We start from the raw sequence: 20,264 nt of genomic DNA, 5'->3' as shown, positions 1-20,264 counted from the left end.
TAATTCAATTACATTTGCGATATGGACCCACAAACTATGCAGCAGACTATAGAAATTGTTTTGGCAGACGACCACGCCTTGGTAAGGGATGGAATTCGTGCGCTACTAGAAGAAGAACAAGATTTAGATGTAGTTGCAGAAGTCAGTAATGGTCTAGAAGCCTTGGATATGGTAGCGCAAAAAGCCCCGGATTTGTTGATAATCGATATTCGAATGCCGCAAATGGGTGGTATAGAGGCGGTAGAAAAATTAAATCTGCAGAAAGACCTTAAAACCAAATGCATCATCTTGTCTATGCACGATTCTGAGGAGTATATTCTTAAATCGGTTAAGGCTGGGGCTAGTGGTTATTTGCTAAAAGACACGGACAAGGCAGAGTTTATCAAAGCGATACATACCGTACAAAACGGCGGTAAATATTTTAGTGGCGATATTTCTAATGTTTTGGTCAATAATTTATTTGCTAATTCTAATGAAGTTGCGGAAACATCAGAAGACGAAATACCATTCGATTTAACCAAAAAAGAATTGAAAGTATTAGAATTGATACTGGAAGGCTATACCAATAAAGAAATTTCAGAAAAGCTTCAGAATAGCAAAAGAACCATAGAAACGCATCGGTTTAACCTCATGAAAAAGATGGAGGTTAAAAACCTTTTCGACCTAACCAAAAAAGCGAGAGCGCACAATCTAAGCTCATTTTAAACAATTCTTTCTGTTTACCCTTATTTTTTGTTGAAACGCTATTTTTTGGACGCATATTTATGATATAAATACTACGTATTAATACGTATTTTTATAATTTTCCATAAGCATTGGCAATTCCTTTGATTATGAAAAATTCTACCTCACATAAAACTGTATGTTCCTATTGTGGTGTGGGTTGTGGTATGGTGATACACAAAGACCCAAAAGGAGCAATAACCCTAGAAGGAGATGCAGATTATCCTGTGAACAAAGGTATGCTTTGCTCCAAAGGGAAAACCTTGAATTATGTAGCACAAGATACCACAGACCGCATTCTATATCCAGAGATGAAGTGGAGTAAAAACCATGCAAGACAACGGGTGTCTTGGGATATAGCCTTTAAAAGAGGCGCTGCAGTATTTAAAAGTATAATTCAAAAATACGGTCCAAACAGCGTAGGTATGTACGTTTCTGGGCAATGTCTAACAGAAGAATATTACTTAGCCAATAAATTAACCAAAGGTTTTTTTGGGACCAATAACATAGACACCAACTCACGTTTATGTATGAGTTCTGCCGTAGTAGGGTATAAAAAAACGGTAGGTAATGATGCCGTACCCATTGCCTATGCAGATATAGAATTGGCAGATTGTTTTTTAATTGCAGGAGCCAATCCGGCTTGGTGCCACCCCATCTTGTTTAGGCGTATAGAAGCGCATAAAGAGAAAAACCCTAAGGTTAAGATTATTGTTGTAGACCCACGTAAGACACAAAGCTGCGCTTTGGCAGACTTGCACTTACAGCTATTACCGGGAACTGATGTAATCCTATTCAATGCCATAGCAAGATGGCTTATAGAAAAGAAAAAAATAGATAAAGGATTTATAGCCAAGCACACGGTAAATTTTGAGGCGTGCAAACAAAAAGCTTTTGAGTTGTCTTTAAAGCAGGCAGCCAATTTGTGTGGTATTCCTGTAGAGGATATTAGAAAAGCGGCCAGATATATAGCAGATGCCAAAGGTTTTATAAGTATGTGGACCATGGGCCTTAACCAAAGTGTTATTGGGGTAGATAAAAACGTATCCTTACTAAACCTTTCACTTTTAACTGGGCAAATAGGAAAACCCGGCAGCGGACCATTTTCTTTAACCGGGCAGCCCAACGCTATGGGTGGTAGAGAGGTTGGTGGTATGGCAAGTTTACTGGCAGCTCATAAAGATTTAGGTAACCCCAAAGACCGGTTGGCCGTACAAGAATTTTGGAACTCTGGGCCCATCCAAGCAGAACCTGGCTACACGGCCACAGAAATGTTTAAAGCCTTGGAAAGTGGTAAAATGAAAGCCGTATGGATTATTTGTACCAATCCTGTTGTGAGCTTACCTAATGCTAAGCTTGTAGAACGAGCCCTAGAGAAAGCCCATTTTGTCATTGTGCAAGATATCAGCCATAATTCTGAAACTACTAAATATGCAGATTTACTGCTGCCCGCAGCAGGTTGGTTAGAGAAAGAAGGCACTATGACTAATAGCGAAAGGCGCATTAACTATTTACCTAAAGTATTGGAAGCTCCCGGAGAAGCCTTGCCAGATGCAGAAATTTTATGGCGTTTTGCGCAAGAAATGGGATTTAAAGGGTTTGATTATGAGTCGGCCGCAGAGGTGTATGATGAATATTGCCTGATGACGAAAGGCACCAATATAGATATTGCTGGGTTATCTCATGAACGCTTGCAAAAAGAAGGTAGTTTTCAATGGCCAGTACCCCACGCAGAACACCCAGGTACACCAAGATTGTTCACTGACCAAAACTACTTTACCCTATCTGGTAAAGTACAGTTTAATGCACCGCAAAGTCTTTACAACAAATCAGAAGCTACTAGTCCAGAATTTCCGTTGATACTAAATACGGGTAGGGTTAGGGACCAGTGGCATACGCGAACTAAAACAGGGAAAGTTAAGCGATTGTTAACCCATATCCCTACACCTTTTTTAGAAATGAATACGGTAGATGCCCATATTCGTGGATTAAAAGAAGGCGATGTTGTGGTGGTCAAAAACCCTCGTGGGGAGGTGCGGGCAAAGGTTAAAATCAATTTTGATATTCGGGAAAAAGTAGTGTTTTTACCCATGCATTGGGGCAAAATTCTTAATCAGGATTTTAGTAGAGCAAATAACTTAACGCATGCCTTGGTAGACCCAATTTCTAAGGAGCCGGACTTTAAATATAGTGCTGTACAAGTAGAAAAATACAAAAAGACCAAACAGAATTTGGTAGTAATTGGCGCAGGGGCAGCTGCCTATCGTTTTATCCAAACCTATAGAGATAAAAACAAGATTGATACGATATCTGTTTTTTCTAAAGAAGAAAACCCGTTCTATAATCGGGTTTTACTACCAGAATATGTGAATGAAGATTTAAGTTGGGAGGCTTTAAAAAAGTTTAAAGAAGGCGAATTGGAAAAACTTCAAGTTAATTTATATGCTAAAAATGGGATTCAGAAAATAGATGCTCAGAAAAAGGTGGTTTACGATGATTTTGGCCAGGAACATCCGTATGATTTGCTCATTGTGGCAACAGGCAGCCGTGCATTTGTTCCTCAAGGGGTACGCATGGATTTGCCTGGGCGTTTTACCATGCGGGAAAAAGGGGATGCAGACCGATTAAAAACCTATTTAAATGATACTGGTTTACCCAATGCACAACAACATGTAGCTATTGTTGGTGGTGGATTATTGGGATTGGAGTTAGCGGCATCATTAAAAAAAATTGGTTTAGAAATTAGTATCATTCAGCGTGCACCGCGTTTAATGGAGCGCCAATTAGACCCCATAGCTAGTAGGTTATTGGCAGAAGATGTACAAGAGCGGGGTATTAAAATCTATTTTGATAATGAAGTCAGTACCATCTTTGATGCTGATGGTGCTGCACATAGTTTACAAATCAATCTAAAAACGGGACGTACATTACATTGTAATGCTATTGTATATGCCATAGGGACTAGACCAAATATGGATATTGCCAAGGATGCGGGCTTACAAACAGGTAGAGGAGTGGTTGTGAATCCGTACCTGCAAACAAGCGACCCTAGTATTTTTGCTATGGGAGAGATTGCCGAGTTTAATGGCAGTTTGTTTGGTATTACCTCTGCTGCTGAACAACAAGCAGATGTAGCTGCCAATTATATCCTAGGCGATTTAAGTAGCATTTACAATGGCTCCGTCCTAATGAACATTTTAAAGTTTGATGATTTGGACCTCTGTAGTATTGGTATGGTAAATGCCCCCAAGAATGATGATACCTACCAAGAAATTGTTCTTATGGATGTGCACAAGCGTTTTTATAAAAAATGTATCGTTAAAGACGATATATTAAAAGGTGCTATCCTAATTGGAGATAAAAATGAGTTTGCCGAGTTTAAACGGCTAATTGAAGAGGAAATTGAGCTTTCTGATAAGCGAGACGAACTGCTCCGTGGCGCGCCTTCTGGTGAACCTATGTTAGGGAAATTAGTATGTTCTTGTAGCCAAGTGGGGCAGGGCAATATAGAAAAAGCTATAAATGGAGGGTGCACTGGATTTACAGATTTAGTTGCACAAACAGGTGCTGGTTTAGGTTGTGGTAGCTGTAAACCAGAAGTGAAAGCAATTTTAGAAGCACAATTACAAACGGTTTAAATCTAGGTGGTATGAATGACGATTTGCATCGCATATGTTTTAAAGGTGGGGTTACTTCACCAGGCGAATTAAAGGATAGCATCGCCATGTTAGAAGCTGCAGGTCTGCAAGAAGTGTTTTTTGGTTCGCGCCAAGATTTGCTTTTTCCATTACCTCAAAAGAGCAAAAAACAACTAGAATTGTTGTCAGAGTTTAATACAAACATCGTAGCAGACAGAAGTTATCAAAACATTGTTTGCTCTTATGTTACTGCGGATATTTTTGACATGACCCACTGGTTAAAAGGGTCTACGTATTTGTATTTATTGGAGCAATTTAACTATCAACCTAAATTAAAAATAAACATTACAGACCCCAAACAGCGGTTGGTTCCCTTGTTTAGCGGCAACCTCAACTTCATCGCTTCGGAAGAAGAAGATTATTGGTATTTAAATGTTATGCTTCCGCATTGGAAAAACAAAGCGTTTTATCCAGTATTAATTTACAGTTGGGATATCGTAAAAATTGCGCGGAACATAGAAGAAGTGTTTACTGGAATTGACAATGTAGACCAGCTGTTCACCATCATCAATCAAAAATTAGAAACGAACAACAAAAACATACAGCAGCCCTTGCAAACGCCTTATTTAACCTTTCCTTATTATGAAGGGATGAACAGAATGGGGTTAGATCAGTATTGGTTAGGGCTTTATTGGCGAAACAATCGGTACGATTTAAAATTTTTAAAAGAATTTTGCGGCTTCTGTTTAGACAATGGTATTGGTAAAATCTGTATTACCCCTTGGAAATCTTTAATAGTAAAAGGGATTAAAACCGAGAGTAGGCCTGCTTTGGAACGTTTTTTAGGGTTAAACGGTATTAATGTTCGCCATTCGCAGTTAGAAATGAACTGGCATTTGCCTGTAGATGATGCAGAAGCATTAGATTTAAAACGATTCCTAGTACGTAATTTTGATCAAAATGACATTAGCACCTATGGGTTAACCTTTGGTATTAGTAATGATGTAGGCAAACGCTCTCATTTTTCCTCTATTGTAATAGAAAAGAATCCGCCACCTAAACTCGTTGCGGATTTTGAGGTTAGGCCCTCTTACAACGTGCTACACTTTAAAAATTTTGACCCCAATACAGATACTTATGTAGTGTACGCACAAGATGTGGATAAGGTAGAGTTGAGTGGCCTATTAATGGAGTTAAGTAAAAAATATTTTGAACAATTGCACAAGGTGACCGCACCAACAGAAGAGAAAGTGCAACTTAAGGCAAAGGAAGAGGGTAGTACAGTGTACCAATGTCAAGATTGTTTTACTATTTATGATGCCGCCGTAGGGGATAAAAAGAATAAAATAGCTAAAAACACTCCATTTAAAGAATTACCATCGCTATATAGCTGCCCCACTTGTGAGGCTTCTTTAGCAAATTTTAAACCTGTAAAGTTGGTTTTGGCTAAGTAGTGTAAGATTTACATTTACATAACTATTTATTTAGCAAAAGTTGGTATTACTATGGTAGTATTGTAGGTTTTAGTATTCCTGCCATGCGTAACCCTTATTGCATTCTGCTTTTTCTGTTTTGTTTGTCTCATTTTTTAGTTGCTCAGAACATAAAATTCAAAAGTTACACCACTCAAGATGGGCTTTCTAACAATTCTGTAACGGCCATAGCGAGTGATGAAGATGGAGGACTTTGGTTGGGCACCTATGATGGCTTAAACTATTTTGATGGCTATACATTTACAGTCTATAAACATGATGGAGCTAATGAAAAGAGCCTTTCTGGGAATCATATTTTTACTATTGAAAGGGATAAGCAAGGACGCATATGGATATTAGATAATAGGGGACAATTGTGTAGATATCTTGGCGGCGGAAATTTTAAACGTTATTCCTTTAATGAACCTGTAAAAAGCATTAGGCTTAGTAACACAGGGGATTTGCTACTTTATTTAGACAACAAAGAGTTAGCTTTTATTAATAATGAATTTGAGCCTACCAAAGCAATTGCACTTAAAGAGGATTTTAGCTATTACAAGACACTTGTTTTAAAACAACAGCCAGATGCCCAAATTAATCAATGTGTAAAAGATAAAAAGGGTACCGTATGGATTGCTACCCGCCGGCATGGATTGTTTGTAGTAGCGAACACTTTATCAGAAACAAAACCTACCAAGTTAGACCAGTATACGTATGACCAATATTCTAATTATAGTTTACGTAGTAACGAAGTAGAAAAACTTCATTTAGACAATTTTGGTAACGTATGGTTAGCACAGAAAGATGGTGGGTTAAGTATGGCCTATAGAGGTTCAGAAAGTATATATTCTGTGGTCCCTCATCCTACAAAATACAAACATTTACCTAATGAGACGGTAAGAGCTATCACTACAGATACAAAGGGTACACAATGGCTAGGCTACTATTCTAAAGGGTTGTTTTTTAAACAGCTAACAGATAAGTGTTATCTGCCTTTTACCATAGTACAAGCTTTAGATGATCCAGATTGGTACCGTATACGCAGTATGTTTACAGATAGCAAAGGAACGGTTTGGGTAGGCACTTACGCAGGTATCATAAAGATATCTGGTCAGGGCTATAGTTTGATAACCGCTAAAAATCAACCGCTTTTGCCAAGCAACAGGCATTATGGTTTTTTTGAAAACGGTTTCCAAGAATTATGGATTGCTTGTTGGGGTGGGGCTGCAAAATATAACTTAGAAACAGGGCAATTTGAAGCGTTTAAAGGAGCGGATAAATTAAAAAATTACCACATAAGGCAAATAAAGATAGTAAACAGCCTATTGGTGTTAGCAACAGAACATAACGGTATTCTGTTTTTAGATGTCAATACAGGTAAATTAGAAGTTTTAAATGAGGCTAATGGTTTATTGGGGAATAGTACTTACTCTGTGTATTATGATACGCATCAGCAATTGTTTTGGTTCGGTTCTTTGGGTGGCGTAACAGTATACAGTCGTGAAAAAGGAGTGGTACACCGCCTTACAGAAGCTAATGGCTTACCAAGTCACATGGTGTATGGAATTTTAGATACGGAAGATTATGTGTGGGTAAGTTCTACCAAAGGGTTAGCGCGTATACAAAAGGATAATTACCACGTTTTACCAATTGCTGCAGAAGAGGGTTGGCAAACAAGTGAATTTTCTGAGGGTGCTTTTTATAAAGACCCAAAGGGTATCATGTATTTTGGTGGCATTAAAGGGGTAAATTATTTTGATCCTATTGCCTATGACCATCAACAGAATCAACAAAAGGTTAAGTATACCATCAATCAACAATCACATGTGCCAGATACACTGAGTTTAAAACACAATTCTGCTAGTTTAGAATTGACCTTTACTCCTATTGTTTTTCCTTTATCGGATAAGCAATCTTATTATTACAAAATAGAGGGCGTAGACCAAGAATGGCAACATGGAAATGGTATTAGTAGTAAAACGTATAAAAATTTACCCGCGGGCACTTATTCTATATTGCTTAAAAACACTAAAATAGATGAACCCGTAAAATTGACGACCGTTGCTGTGGGTAAAGCCTTTTATCAAAGGGTTTGGTTTTATTTAGGGATATGCCTTTGTGTTATAGCTATAGCTATTCTGCTTGTTTTTAATAAAAATAAAAAGGCTAAAGTGCAAAAAGAACTGTTAGAACTTAAAATTGCGGAACGTACTGCCGTTATACAAACCCAAAAAAAGTCTCTAGAGCAGGCTAATACTGAGTTGGACGTTCAAAGACAAGAGATTTTTAATCAAAAAGAAGAATTATTGCAATTACATAACAGTTTAAAGCATACTGATTTTGAAGTAGATAAGTTTAAACATTTTGTTATTTCTTCTCTACAAGAACCTTTGCAAAAAGTTTTAAATGTTTCTCAGCAATTACAAGAGTTTCCAGAATTAAAAGAAACGTTACAGCAAGAGGCTGGTAAGCTGTTAAATTTTGTGATTGAATGGGATTATTTGCAAGATGTAAAACATTTAGGGCCACTACAAGAAAATGTGGTAGAGTCTAGAGTTTTATTAGAAGATGTGTTTTCTAAAGTGAAACAAAAAGCACTTTTAGCTGCGCTGAATTATGAAAGTGAACTAAAGCTTAAGGATAATTTAGCTGTCATAGACGCATTGCGATTGCGGTTGGCATTGCAGTACGTGTTAAACGACATATTAAAATACACAGCCCAGCATACCACACTTAAAGTAAAAATAGAAGAGCAAGAAAACCAGTTAGACTTTTTAGTGATTTCAGATAGCGAATTACTGAATGCAACTTGGCCAGATATTGAAAAATATGGTAATTATTATCGAGCATTTTTGGTGTTGTGGAAAGAAATGGAGGGAACTGTTACCGTAGATTTATCGTCTAATTTTTTATTGAAATTACAGCTTCCTGTTAAAAAAGTAAGTCCAAAACATTCCTTTTCTGAAGCCATTAGTTATAAACATTTACAACAGAAAGATGATATTGTTAACACGGATAAACCTACGGTTTTAATTCTTACTGGTAAAGATAAAGAAGCTGCTGTATTGCCAATGTTGCAGCAACCCAAAGCCTATACTATACTTGTAGAACATAAGGTTTCTGATGTATTATCTGCCATACAGGTACTCAAGGTAGATTTGTTGGTGCTGTATCAAGTTAGTTTCAATAAAGAATTAACAGGGTTATTATTAGATAACAAGGAGCGTATAAGTAATAATCGTATTCCTTTAGTTTACATCTCTGAGGCTATTGATCACACCCTTAATGAAAAAGCTCTGTTTTACAATCTAGATGCTGTTATTCAATTACCAGCAAAGCAAGAGTTTATCACAAAAAAACTCAGCAAATTAATTCAACAGCGTAATAAAGCAGAATCGAACAACTTTCAAAAATCACTCTTTAAACTATTGGCAGGTGACCAAGAAATAGAATCTGCTGATGACAGATTACTGCGCCAGGCTTTAGATATCATAAAACAACATTTAGGACAGCCAAGTTTTAATGTAGAAGCACTTATAAAAACAATGGGGATTAGTAGGGTTAAATGCTACAGGTTATTTAAAGAACGATTGCAAAATTCGCCCTCAGAAGTTATAACCTCCTTACGCATGCAAAAAGCAGTGCTATTATTAAAGCAAGGCAAATTAAATGTATCAGAAATAAGTTTTGAATGTGGTTATGCAGATGCAAAATATTTTGGTCGCTCGTTTAAAAAACAATTTGGTACAACGCCAAAAAGGTTTGTGGTGCAAGAACAAACTCTAGACTGTTAGCGCTAGATTACTACTAAGTTACCCCAATGTTACTGTAACTAAAGTGCACTTTTTTGAACTATTTATCATTCTTTTTGCAACCAAAGTCCACCTTATAGAAACAAAATTACCCCCTAGTGCCACCTAGCTAAAATAGTTTTGACCCAAACCAAAAACTCAAGTTTTTAAAATGAAAAAGTTAGTACTTAGTGTAGCGTTCACCCTTGGGTGTATCCTCAGCGCTGTAAGTCAGGTTACTGTAAAAGGTACTGTAACCTCCAAAACAGACCAAATGCCAATACCTGGCGTTTCGGTGATGTTAAAAGGTGGTGGTGCTATAGGCACCGCTACAGATTTTGATGGTAATTTTCTTGTAGAAGTACCCACCAATGACGGAATTTTAGTTTTCTCTTTTATTGGGTACGCAGAACAAGAAGTAAATTTTAGTGGTAATTCTACCTTAGCTATAGAACTACAAGAAGCGGCGAGTGAGCTGGATGAAGTTGTCCTTATTGGATATGGTACTACTAAAAAAGGAGATTTAACCTCTGCAATTTCTACAGTAGAAAATATAGAAAACATAAGTTCTAGGCCAGTAGCAAACCTTAACGATTTTCTACAAGGTAATGTGCCTGGTGTTACCGTTTTGCAACAAGGTGGGAATCCTACTAGCGGTAGTAATGTTGTTATCCGTGGTTTGGGCTCTTTTGCTAGCGAAAGCCCCTTAACCGTAGTAGATGGTGTTCCCTATTATGGACCTGCTATAAACCCTAATGACATCGCCTCGGTTTCTGTACTAAAAGATGCTTCTGCCGCTGCTATCTATGGTGCGCAAGCAGCGTCTGGCGTAATTGTAATACAGACTAAAAAGGGTAAGATTGGGAAACCAAGGGTAAACATAGATTATTACGGTGGTATACAAGAAGCAATGAATTTGCCTACGCCATTAACAGCACAACAGCAAGCAGAGGTGTATAACCTAGCGGCAGATAACGCAGGTTCTCCAAGACAGTCAGCACATGATGCTGCCCAAAATCCTTACGGACAAGTTAACCGAACTAATTGGGTAGATGCCATCTTTAGGCCAGCAAGCATACAAAGTGTAAACGCTAGCATCAGTGGTGCTGGTGAAAATGCTAATTATCTCACTTCTTTTAATTATTTTGATAAAGAAGGTTTGTTAGAAGGAACTTCTTCTGATAGGTATAGTTTTAGAGTTAAATCTGATTTTAATTTAAGTGATAAAATCACGGTTGGGGAAAATGTATATTTCTCTCGTACAGAAGCTTTAGGTACCAATACGGACAATCCGTATTCTGGAACTATTATTAATGCGGTTTATATGCCATCAGCGGCACCTACACGTTATGAAGACGGTAGTTTTGCTGGTGTTGTTCCAGAAAGCCTGTCACAATTTGCAGGTGCTTATGGGGATGTTTATAACCCTTTAGCCTTGTTGCTAAGACCTACGGTTTCTGCGCCAACAAATTTTTTAAATGCCAATGTATACGGTACTTATAACGTTCTAAAAGGGTTAACCTTGAGGTCTAGCTACGCGTATAGTTACACGCAATCAGATTTTAAAAGATTTCAACCAAGAGTGCCAGAATTGGGGCGTTCTAATCCAAACAATTTTTTAGAACAGTCTAATAGGCAAACCAACAGATGGGTTTGGGACAATCAATTGTCTTACAAACAAACTTTTGGTGGGCATTCCATAGATTTAACAGCTATATATTCTGCCCAGCATACAGATGCAGAATATGTTTGGTTACGTGGCGATGGGTTTAGTAGTGAAGAACCTTTTAATCAATTTATTGCAAACGCCAGTATCATAAGAAATCCAGAATCTAGCGTTTTTGAAGACCGTTTGACTTCTGCTATTGGTAGAGCCATGTATAATTTTAAAGATAGGTATTATTTATCTGGTAGTATAAGAAGGGATAAAACGTCTAGGTTAGCGGTAGAGAATCAATCAGATAACTTTCCCTCCGTTTCTGCAGGTTGGCGTGTTTCTAAGGAGCCGTTCTTTAAGGTTAACGCCATAAACGATTTAAAGTTCAGAGGTTCTTGGGGACAAATCGGTAATATTAACTCCGTTGGTTATTACTCTTTTGATGTACCGCTAAACACTACCGTAGTTACCTTGGGTGAGGATGCTTCTAGAGATGATCGTGGTGCTTTTGTAGGCAAACAATCCAATCCAAATTTAAATTGGGAAGTGTCAGAGTCTATTAACTTAGGTATGGATGCCACCTTGTTTAACAATACCCTTAGTTTAACGTTTGATTATTTTGAGAAAACTACTAAGGGAATGATTTTACCTGGCCTAGAAGATTTAAATCAGGGAACAAAAGCTGCAGATGTTAATGGTGGAGAAGTAAAGAATACAGGTTTTGAAATTGCAGCAACCTATACCAAAGATTTAGGAGATTTTAGATTTGCAGTAAACGGTAACATTAGTGTTTTAGATAACGAGTTGGTAAATCTAGATGGTTACAACAGCAGCGGCATCGACTTTATAGCACATTCAGATAATGTAAGAAATGTTTTAAGGCCTTACCGTTCAGAGGTAGGTAGGTCGCTGTACTCTGTATATGTGGTGCCACAGTTAGGTATTTTTCAAAGTCAGGCAGAAATAGATGCGTATACCAAAGATGGTAACCTAATACAGCCCAATGCACAGCCAGGAGATTTTAAGTTTGCAGATGCGAATGACGATGGAAAAATAGATGAAGCAGACAAAGTTTTTTATGAGAGTTATCAACCAGACTTTACATATAACCTAGGGTTAAACTTAGCCTATAAAAACTTTGATGTTTCCATGTTGTTTCAAGGCGTTTCTGGCGTAGATGTTTTTAATGGGTATAAGTACACCACCTACAATGCTTCTTTAACAGGTTATAACTTAGATAACCGTGTATTAAACGCATGGACACCTCAAAATACAACAACAAACATTCCAAGATTGTCTACTAAGGATGACAACAGAAACTTTGGTTTGGCGTCTAGTTGGTATTTAGAAGATGCGTCTTATTTAAGAATGAAAAATATAACCATTGGCTACAATGTAGATAGTCAAATAATGAATGCTATTCTAGAAGGCTCATCACTTCGTATTTATATATCTGCAGAGAATTTGTTTACGCTTACAGATTATTCTGGTTTAGACCCAGAGGTAGGTGGTAAAGGGTTAGATATTGCCAAGTATCCATTGTCTAGAACCGTTACTGGTGGTTTATCTCTTAAGCTTTAATAAAAAAAATAGTGTTGAAAATGAAAACAATACAAATAAAAAAATCAATTGTAGCCCTTACCACGATCGGGGCATTATTTACGGCTTGTTCAGAAGAATTTACACAGCTAGACCCTATTGGGAGTACGTCCTATGCTAATTTTTATAAGTCAGACCAAGATGCACAAGAGGCTGTAAATAGTATGTACGCTTATATGACAGACCAAGAAATGTTCTCTAGAGGTTTTTTCTGGTACATCAATGCTTCTGATGATATGGTAACCGGTCGTATAAAGGCAGCAGCAGATAATATTAAAAGTTTTAATATCACTGGTGGCGAAGGTGGCTATACGTCTACCTGTTACCCAAAAAGTTATCAGGTAATCCGCAGAGCTAATGATGTTATTTTAAACATTCCAGCGATGGAAATTTCTCAAGAAAAGAAAGACCAATATTTAGGAGAAGCCTATTTTATGCGTGCTTTTAGTTATTTCTGGGTAGCGCACACCTATGGCGATAACGGTCCAAACGGCGGTGTTCCTATCGTTACGGAAGAAAATATGAACGAGCCTGCTGGTAGTTACCAAAGACCAGAAAGTGTAGTGGCCAATTATGCCCAGATTGTCGCAGATTTAGAAAAAGCGGCCGCACTATTACCTTTATTTACGGATTACGCATCAGAAGATTATGGAAGGCCTCATAAGGATGCTGCGTATGCCTACATGGCTAAAACCAACTTGTATTGGGCGCAATATGATGCCTCTAGATATGCAGAAGTAGTTAAATATGCAGATATGGTTACAAATTCTGGGTCTGGAAGAGCGTTGATAAATACTGGGAACCCTGCTAAAGATTACAGGGAATTGCATAGCCATTTAAACAATTGGACGAGTGAGTATATCTGGTCTGTTAATTCTGGCGTAGACCAAGGCAGTATACTTTCCGGAGTTATGCTAGAGAACAAAGGTTGGGGTAAATATAATGGTTGGGGTTATTATACACCATCAGAAAGTTTGTTTAATGAGTTTGAGGCAGATGATGCCAGAAAAGCAATCACAATTTTAAGCTTTGGAGACACTTTTACATATTTTGGAGAGGAGCGTAGATACCAGTCAGAGAATTCTTTGTCGGGCTTTCAGTTTAATAAATATATGTACGAATTTCAGTTTGAAGACCCAATAGGCACCTACATCAATAGCAACGGAGACAACCCTTCTACGGTTTACAATGTGCCTTTAATGCGGTATGCAGAAGTGTTATTGATGAAAGCCGAAGCATTAATCATGGACGGGAAAAATGGTGATGAACCTTTAAATACCGTAAGAGAAAGAGCTGGCTTAGCTCCAATTTCTAACGCTACTATAGAAGATATAAAGCATGAAAGACGGGTGGAATTAGCGGGCGAATTTGCGAATAGACATTTTGATTTAATACGATGGGGAGATGCGCAAGACGCATACACCCAACCTATTTATGGTAGAATTTATACGGACCGTTCTAATCCAGATTCTGATTACACGTTGGAAGAAGTATGGCCAGCCAGAAATTTTGATGCCAGTTATATGCATGTGTGGCCTATACCAGAAACTGTGATTGAGTCTTCTGGAATACCGCAAAACATAGGGTGGTAGTTTGTAGTTAGTTTTCAGTTAGCAAAAAGGTGCTGATTGGTTTCAGCACCTTTTTTAAATTTTAGTACATGTATAAAATTATTTTCTTTTTACTTAATCTTACCTTATTCTATTCCTTTGCTCAAGACCATAATGCAAATCTACTAATACATTCGCATAACGACTATTTACAACCAATTCCTTTCTGGACTGCTCTGAGTGCAGGTGCTCATGTGGTAGAAGCAGATGTATTTGTGCATAATAACACATTAAAAGTTGCACATACCAAAGACGAAATAGGGAATTTAACTCTAATAAAAGGCTATCTAGAGCCAATGAAAGTAGCAGCCCAAAAGGGATACTTTAAAGAACCTTTTGTATTAATGATAGACGTTAAGGAGCAGCCCTATAAAACATTGAAAGTATTGCTAAAGGAGTTAAAATCGTTTAAAACTTTAACGGATAATAAAAACATACAATTCTTAATCTCTGGTAAGCGTCCCAAACCAGAAGATTTTAATGCCTATCCTGCTTATATACAGTTTGATTGGCAAGAACTTGATACACCTTTAAGTCCGCAACAACTTAAAAAAGTAGGCATGGTCAGCGTAGGGTTTAAAGAGTATTCGGTTTGGAATGGCAAAGGCAGACTTACACATGAGGATGAGCATGTTGTAAAAGAGGTGATTATTAAAGCTAAAAAATTAGGAAAACCATTTAGGTTTTGGGGTACTCCAGATAATAAAACGGCATGGTTAGAATTTCAAAAGATAGGAGTAGAGGTAATCAATACAGATAATCCCTACCAATGTGTAGCCTTTTTTAAAAAATTAGCAAAGCATACCTATCACCCTAGACCAGTACAAAAGGTGTACCAACCAACTTTTAAACCAGATAACCATAAAGTAGCTGCAAAAAATATCATTTTAATGATAGGAGATGGTATGGGTAACACCCAAGTATCTGCGGCTGCCCTAGCCAACAGAGGAAATTTGAGCTTAACCCAATTAAAGCAAACCGGTCTTGTAAAAACCTCTAGTGCAGACGCTTTGTGTACAGATTCTGCTGCTGGTGGCACTGCCATGGCAACAGGGCACAAGACCAATAATCGCTATATTGGTAAATCTACAGAAGCAGAAAACTTACCTAGCATTGCAGAGATTTTGCAAAATCAGCAGTTTAAAACAGGCATTATTACTACAGATGAACTTGTAGGAGCCACACCAGCCTCATTTTATGCACATCAGAAGGATAGGGGTATGCAGAAAGAAATTGCTCAAGATTTTATCAAAAGTGAATTAGATTGGACCGCAGGCGGTGGGGAAAAACATTTTAAATTCACCAATCATGGTGGCGAGCAATTTAACCCAGAACGCAAAAAAAAAGTAAGTGTATTTTTTTCAGAAGGTGGCGTTAAAGCTGTAAAAGAAGGTAGAGGGCCACTTTTAGCTACTACTACAAAGGACGCACTTTCTTATCTTTCTAAAGATTCAAAACCTTTCTTTATAATGGTAGAAGCAGCCAAAATAGATAGTTATGGTCATGGTAATGATATAACCGGTGTAATTACAGAAACCTTGGATTTTGATTTGGCTATTGCAGAAGCATTAAAATTCGCAGATAGTAATAAGGAGACCTTAGTCATCATCACTGCAGATCATGAAACAGGTGGTTTAGATATCATTGGCGGAGATGTAGCTACGGGAGAAATAATGGTAGATTTTGCTAGCGATGACCACACTGCTGCTATGGTGCCTTTATTTGCCTATGGGCCAAGGTCTGGTCTGTTCTCTGGTGTCTATGAAAACACAGAAATTTTTCATAAAATCTTACAAGCATTGAAAATCGCTAATTAAGTGTAGGCCCCAGTCTGTGTATGGATTGGGGTTTTACTACAACTTCTTTACATACTTTGTAAGTATTACAATATGCTGTCCATTTACTTTGCCTTCTATGTAGGTTTCGTTTTCGTGGTCCAAAGAAATATTACGCACTGCTGTACCTCTTTTAGCCGTAAAACCAGCTCCTTTTACGTTTAAATCTTGAATTAAAACCACATTGTCGCCTACAGCTAAAATATTGCCATTGCTATCTTTATGTACTAAGGCATTTTCATTGGGTAATGTAGCCTCTGCCCAACTGCGGGTATCGTCCTCTAAATACATCATATCTAATAAATCTACGGGCCAGCCTTCGTGCTTAAGGTGATGGAGCATTCTAAAAGAAAGTACTTGTACTGCGGCATTGGGGTTCCAGATGCTATCATTCAGCAAACGCCAATGGTTAGGGTCTGCGGTTTCTGGCTGGTCTAATTGTTTTGAGCAAACAGCACAGAGCAGGGCACACTCCTCGGCAAGGCTTCCTGTTTTTGGAGCAACAATGTAAGGTTCTAAATTATCTTGGCTACCACAAAGTTCACATTGGTTTCCACTTCGTTCTTGTAATTCTTTGATCAAAATAGTAGAGGTTTAGGTTGTAACGGCAAAGGTATGGCTTTGCTATATTTCGTATCTTGGAAAAAACGAAAGAATGAAAAAATCGCTCTCCATACTATTCTTGCTAGTTCTACTCACTGGAATGCTCTTCGGTCTTAATAAATCCGTCCACGTAAGCGATTATAAAACAATAGATAAGCCAGTAGAAGTGTCTAACGAGACTACTTTTCATCAACTGATGGATGTATTAACGCATCCCCGTTGTATGAACTGCCACCCGACAGACAACCTGCCCAAACAAGGCATGGAACGGCAGCCGCATCATTTTGATATGGCCAGAGGTGCGGATGACCATGGTTTTGAAGCTACCCAATGCCATACCTGTCACCAAAAAGAAAACAATCCCTATTCAGGAGTTCCAGGAGCACCCCACTGGGGGCTAGCACCAGCTTCCATGGGGTGGCAAGGATTAACCAGAATAGAAATTGCGGAACGCTTGTTAAACACCGAAACGAACGGGGGTAAAAATCATGAGGCGCTCGTAGAACACCTTACCAAAGATGCACTGGTTTTATGGGCATGGAACCCTGGGGTAGATGCCAACGGTGTAGAACGAGAAAAACCACCCTTATCTAAGGAAGAATATATCGCAGTTGTAGAAAAATGGTTCGCAGACGGAGCTGTAATACCCACAAAATAAAACAAATGAAAATACAACTTATAGTAAATGGCACTCCGCAATTAGTGCAAATAGAAGATGAAATGACACCACTCTTATGGGTGATTCGGGATGTGTTAGACCAAAAAGGTACCAAGTTTGGGTGCGGAAAGGCTGCCTGTGGGGCTTGTACGCTCTTGGTGGATGACCAAGCGGTACGTTCTTGTTCGTATCCTATAAAATTTGCAGAAGGAAAATCCATAACTACTATAGAAGGTTTAGGAACAAAAGAAAATCCACATCCCGTGCAGCAAGCGTGGATAGAAGAAGTAGTGCCGCAATGTGGTTATTGCCAGCCTGGGTTTATGATGGCCACCGCTGCGCTTCTAAAAAAAGTACCTAAGCCAACAGATGAAGATATTGACAACAACATTATTAACGTATGTCGTTGCGGTACGTACTATCGCATGCGTAAGGCCATACATAGAGCTGCAGCACTGAATAGTGAATTACCAATTACTGAACAAGAAAAGGAATAGGATGGCAAAAGTATCTAGAAGAAAGTTTTTGGTAAGAGGTGCATTAGGTACGGCTGGCATTGTAGCGGTTGGTACGTACTTGTTTCGCAACCCTATTCGTAGGCAGGTTTTGGCCTATGCAAATTCCGCCGATTCTCCTTATTTAGGTAGCGGTATGGAACCCGTTTTGTGGTTTGAACTGACTGAAGCAAATAGAATTCGCCTATATTCTCCAAAGGTAGAAATGGGTCAAGGAACCTTTACGGGTATGGCACAATTGGCAGCAGATGAGTTAGAATTGCCCTTATCTAGTATAGAGGTGGTCCACGCACCTTCCATCACAGGTAATATGGATAGTTTTGCTACAGGAGGTAGTACTTCTATTGCAAGTTTATGGCAACCCTTGCGGGAACTTGCCGCAACCATGCGAGAAATGATTAAAACCGCTGCTGCAGAGCTGTGGGAGGTAGCTGTTGCTGATGTTGTAATGGAAGAAACGAAGGTGAGTGCTGGGGAGAAGGAACTTACTTTTGCGGCTTTGGCAAAACAGGTAAACCAATGGCCAGCAGTAGACACGCCAGAACTTAAAAAACTATCGGACTATAAACTAATTGGCAAACCCTTACCTAGAGTAGATTTAGAGGATAAGGTATTTGGAGTACCTATTTTTGGTATGGATGCAAGCATGCCAGACATGGTGTATGGTACGGTGGTAAGGCCAGAATACATAGGGGCAACCTTTGTTAGTGCAGATGTTAGTAAAGCAGCGTCAATGCCTGGCGTGCTAAAGATTATTCAGGAAGATGATTTTGTAGGCGTGGTAGCCAACTCGTATTTGGAAGCCGAAAATGCAAAACAGGCAATTAAGGTAACTTGGGATGCCCCTACACAGTTGCAGTTAAAGGATATTGAGGCCAAGATGAAAGTGGGCAATGGCAATCCAACGCTAATTCAGAAAAAGGGAGATGTCTTAGAAGAAGTAGCTGTAGAGGCGGAGTTTACCACGCCAATTGCCGCACATGCCCAGATAGAACCTAACGGCGTAGTGGCACACGTAACGGATGATGGTGCTACGTTACATTTATCTACTCAGGTAGTAGCTATTACCCAAAAGGAAGTCGCAAAACGATTGGATTTAGATACTGATAAAGTGAATATAATTCCCACTTTTTTAGGAGGCGGTTTTGGTAGACGGTTACATACGCCACATGCAGTGCAAGCTGCAGTAATGTCTAAAGCGATTGGTAAACCGGTAAAATATTTTTTTAGTCGTAAAGAAGAGTTTCAGCATGATATGTTTAGGCCGCCTACACATCATCAACTTAAAGCAAAACTTACGGCTAATGGCAAAATAGAAAGTATTCAGCACGATTTTTCTAGTGGAGATGTAGCCATAGATTCCGCCTTATTACCTGGATTTTTAAACGAGATGTTGGGCGCAGACGTGGGGGCCATTCGTGGCGGATTTTGTCAATATTTAGCTATTCCCAACATTAGAACTACCTCTTGGCATGTAGAACTCCCATTTGCTACCAGCTGGTGGCGTAGTTTAGGCCTATTGGCCAACACCTTTGCTTGGGAAAGTTTTATGGATATCTTGGCAGAAAAGGCGGGGAAAAACCCGGTCGATTTTCGTTTGGAACACATAAAGGACGATGACGCAGGTGTACGATTACGAAAGGTGATAGAAACAGCCGCGGAAAAGGCGGGCTATACGGACAAGGTGATCAATGGTAAGGCCATGGGTTTTGCCGCCTCTACGGATGCAGGTACCCCTTGTGCCCAAGTGGTAGCACTTTCTATAGAAAAACAGCAAATAAAAATACACAAAGTAACCTGTGTTTTAGACCCAGGATTGGCAGTGAATCCAGACCAAGTAAAAGCACAGTGCGAAGGCGCCATAATTATGGGTATTAGTGCTTCGCTTTTTGAAGAAATGACCGTAGTAGATGGGCAATTACAGCCCACTATTTACGGACCTTACCAAATGGCGCTAATGAAACATGCACCAAAGGAAATTGACGTAACCCTTTTACAAGGTCGTGAAGTTCCTGGGCCAGTGGGGGAACCACCTTTAGGGCCTATAGGTGCCGCTATTGCCAATGCAGTGTATCGTTTAACGGGAAAAAGGCTAAATCATATGCCATTACAAAAGACCTTGAACAAGATGTAACAAGAGTTACTAAAGTTGCTATTGTTAAT

General features: G+C 38.8%; 11 protein-coding genes. 10 read left to right on the top strand and 1 reads right to left on the bottom strand.

From position 1 onward, the window contains the following. Positions 1-21 precede the first annotated feature (21 nt). The 7 genes from HCO57_RS07900 (at position 22) to HCO57_RS07870 (ending at position 16,307) form a co-directional block, all read left to right on the top strand. Positions 22-705: a response regulator transcription factor gene (locus HCO57_RS07900; protein ID WP_245167559.1), complete on the top strand. Its 684-nt coding sequence runs from the start codon at positions 22-24 to the stop codon at positions 703-705. Positions 706-833: 128 nt separating this feature from the next. Next, the gene (locus HCO57_RS07895; protein ID WP_167988570.1) at positions 834-4,361 is read left to right on the top strand and encodes a nitrate reductase; all 3,528 of its coding nucleotides are present in this window, start codon (positions 834-836) and stop codon (positions 4,359-4,361) included. A gap of 11 nt (positions 4,362-4,372) precedes the next feature. Further along, complete coding sequence (locus HCO57_RS07890; RefSeq protein WP_167988569.1) at positions 4,373-5,815, top strand: rubredoxin; 1,443 nt, start codon at positions 4,373-4,375, stop codon at positions 5,813-5,815. A gap of 122 nt (positions 5,816-5,937) precedes the next feature. Beyond that, positions 5,938-9,627 carry a two-component regulator propeller domain-containing protein gene (locus HCO57_RS07885; protein ID WP_167988568.1) on the top strand — a complete coding sequence of 1,230 codons (3,690 nt, stop codon included), beginning with the start codon at positions 5,938-5,940 and terminating at the stop codon, positions 9,625-9,627. A gap of 169 nt (positions 9,628-9,796) precedes the next feature. Continuing rightward, a complete protein-coding gene (locus HCO57_RS07880; protein ID WP_167988567.1) occupies positions 9,797-12,862 on the top strand; it encodes a SusC/RagA family TonB-linked outer membrane protein in 3,066 nt (1,021 codons plus the stop codon). Positions 12,863-12,882: 20 nt separating this feature from the next. Continuing rightward, positions 12,883-14,472 (top strand): RagB/SusD family nutrient uptake outer membrane protein, encoded by a 1,590-nt coding sequence (locus HCO57_RS07875; protein WP_167988566.1) that lies wholly within the window; start codon positions 12,883-12,885, stop codon positions 14,470-14,472. Between the two features lie 68 nt (positions 14,473-14,540). Next, positions 14,541-16,307 carry an alkaline phosphatase gene (locus HCO57_RS07870; protein ID WP_167988565.1) on the top strand — a complete coding sequence of 589 codons (1,767 nt, stop codon included), beginning with the start codon at positions 14,541-14,543 and terminating at the stop codon, positions 16,305-16,307. Positions 16,308-16,343: 36 nt separating this feature from the next. On the opposite strand, the gene HCO57_RS07865 is transcribed toward HCO57_RS07870, so the two are convergent. After that, positions 16,344-16,907, bottom strand: coding sequence for a PhnA domain-containing protein (locus HCO57_RS07865; RefSeq protein ID WP_167988564.1), 564 nt, complete (start codon positions 16,905-16,907; stop codon positions 16,344-16,346). A 73-nt stretch (positions 16,908-16,980) separates the two neighbouring features. On the opposite strand from HCO57_RS07865, the gene HCO57_RS07860 reads away from it, so the two are divergent. The 3 genes from HCO57_RS07860 to HCO57_RS07850 are packed head-to-tail and all read left to right on the top strand — an operon-like array spanning position 16,981 to position 20,235. Next, complete coding sequence (locus HCO57_RS07860) at positions 16,981-17,586, top strand: hypothetical protein (protein WP_136949250.1); 606 nt, start codon at positions 16,981-16,983, stop codon at positions 17,584-17,586. A 5-nt stretch (positions 17,587-17,591) separates the two neighbouring features. Then, on the top strand, positions 17,592-18,083 hold the full coding sequence (locus tag HCO57_RS07855) for a (2Fe-2S)-binding protein (protein ID WP_167988563.1): 492 nt from the start codon (positions 17,592-17,594) through the stop codon (positions 18,081-18,083). A gap of 1 nt (position 18,084) precedes the next feature. Then, positions 18,085-20,235, top strand: a complete 2,151-nt coding sequence (locus HCO57_RS07850; RefSeq protein ID WP_167988562.1) for a xanthine dehydrogenase family protein molybdopterin-binding subunit — start codon at positions 18,085-18,087, stop codon at positions 20,233-20,235. Positions 20,236-20,264: the final 29 nt, after the last annotated feature.

The organism is Croceivirga sp. JEA036, from assembly GCF_011882165.1.
In the GTDB taxonomy this organism is placed as follows: Bacteria; Bacteroidota; Bacteroidia; order Flavobacteriales; family Flavobacteriaceae; genus Croceivirga.
The sequence above is the reverse complement of the archived record's forward strand: the minus strand, read 5'-3'. Positions and strand labels throughout refer to the sequence as shown.

Excerpts from the sequence above, each read along its gene's own strand:
- HCO57_RS07900 (WP_245167559.1), top strand. The coding sequence starts at position 22 with ATGGACCCACAAACTATGCAGCAGACTATAGAAATTGTTTTGGCAGAC.
- HCO57_RS07895 (WP_167988570.1), top strand. The coding sequence starts at position 834 with ATGAAAAATTCTACCTCACATAAAACTGTATGTTCCTATTGTGGTGTG.
- HCO57_RS07890 (WP_167988569.1), top strand. The coding sequence starts at position 4,373 with ATGAATGACGATTTGCATCGCATATGTTTTAAAGGTGGGGTTACTTCA.
- HCO57_RS07880 (WP_167988567.1), top strand. The coding sequence starts at position 9,797 with ATGAAAAAGTTAGTACTTAGTGTAGCGTTCACCCTTGGGTGTATCCTC.
- HCO57_RS07875 (WP_167988566.1), top strand. The coding sequence starts at position 12,883 with ATGAAAACAATACAAATAAAAAAATCAATTGTAGCCCTTACCACGATC.
- HCO57_RS07870 (WP_167988565.1), top strand. The coding sequence starts at position 14,541 with ATGTATAAAATTATTTTCTTTTTACTTAATCTTACCTTATTCTATTCC.
- HCO57_RS07860 (WP_136949250.1), top strand. The coding sequence starts at position 16,981 with ATGAAAAAATCGCTCTCCATACTATTCTTGCTAGTTCTACTCACTGGA.
- HCO57_RS07855 (WP_167988563.1), top strand. The coding sequence starts at position 17,592 with ATGAAAATACAACTTATAGTAAATGGCACTCCGCAATTAGTGCAAATA.
- HCO57_RS07850 (WP_167988562.1), top strand. The coding sequence starts at position 18,085 with ATGGCAAAAGTATCTAGAAGAAAGTTTTTGGTAAGAGGTGCATTAGGT.